At 68.7% G+C, this 808-nt stretch carries 1 pseudogene; it reads right to left on the bottom strand.

From position 1 onward, the window contains the following. Positions 1 to 13 precede the first annotated feature (13 nt). Positions 14 to 808: pseudogene (locus tag MKK75_RS17175) on the bottom strand (IS5 family transposase); the annotation flags it as partial.

The raw sequence follows: 808 nt of genomic DNA, 5'->3' as shown, positions 1-808 counted from the left end.
TTACCGTCCGGACTCATAACCAGTAGCTGACGGTGGCAGCGATGCAGACGGCAGCGAGATAGTTCGTGGCCGAGCGGTCGTAGCGGGTGGCGATGCGGCGAAAGTCCTTGAGCCGGCCGAACATGCGCTCGATGGCATTGCGGCCGCGGTAGAGCACGGGCGAGAAGCAGGGCTTCCAGCGCCGGTTGATCTTGGGCGGGATGTTGGGTGCGGCCCCAGCCGCTTCGATCTGTCGGCGGATGGCGTCGGTGTCGTAGCCCTTGTCCGCCAGCACGATGCGGCAGGCGGGCAGACGTTCGAGCAGCAGCGCGCCGGCCTTGCAGTCGGCGGCCTGCCCACCGGTCAGCAGGAAGGCGAGCGGGCGGCAGAAGCGATCGGTGAGGGCGTGGATCTTGGTCGTGCGCCCGCCGCGCGGGCGGCCGATGGCTTGGTTCTGCTCCCCCCTTTACCCCCGGCGGCGCAGCGATGCGCCTTCACGGCGGGGGAGTCGATAAGTACCTGGGAGGGCGGGCCACCGGCTTGCGCCAGCGTCCCGGACAAGCGGACGCAGACCCCGTTGGCCGCCCAGCGCACGACGCGGTGGTAGAGGGTTCTCGTCGGTCGTTGAACTCCAGCAGGTGCGCCCGCGTCGCTATCCATCCTCCCCAGACCCCCTTGGCCACCCGGCGCACGCAACGGTTGTAGAGGGTCTTGTTCTGCCCGTAGTCCTCACGCGGTGCGTCCGTCCAACGCCCGCCGGACTTGAGTACATGGACGATGCCGCTGATCACCCGCCGGTCGTATACGCGCTCCTTGCCCCGTGTGTCGG

It is taken from the genome of Methylobacterium sp. J-030 (assembly GCF_022829545.1).
Lineage (GTDB): Bacteria > Pseudomonadota > Alphaproteobacteria > Rhizobiales > Beijerinckiaceae > Methylobacterium.
Note: the sequence above shows the minus strand (reverse complement) of the source record. Positions and strands in the feature narration are given on the sequence as shown.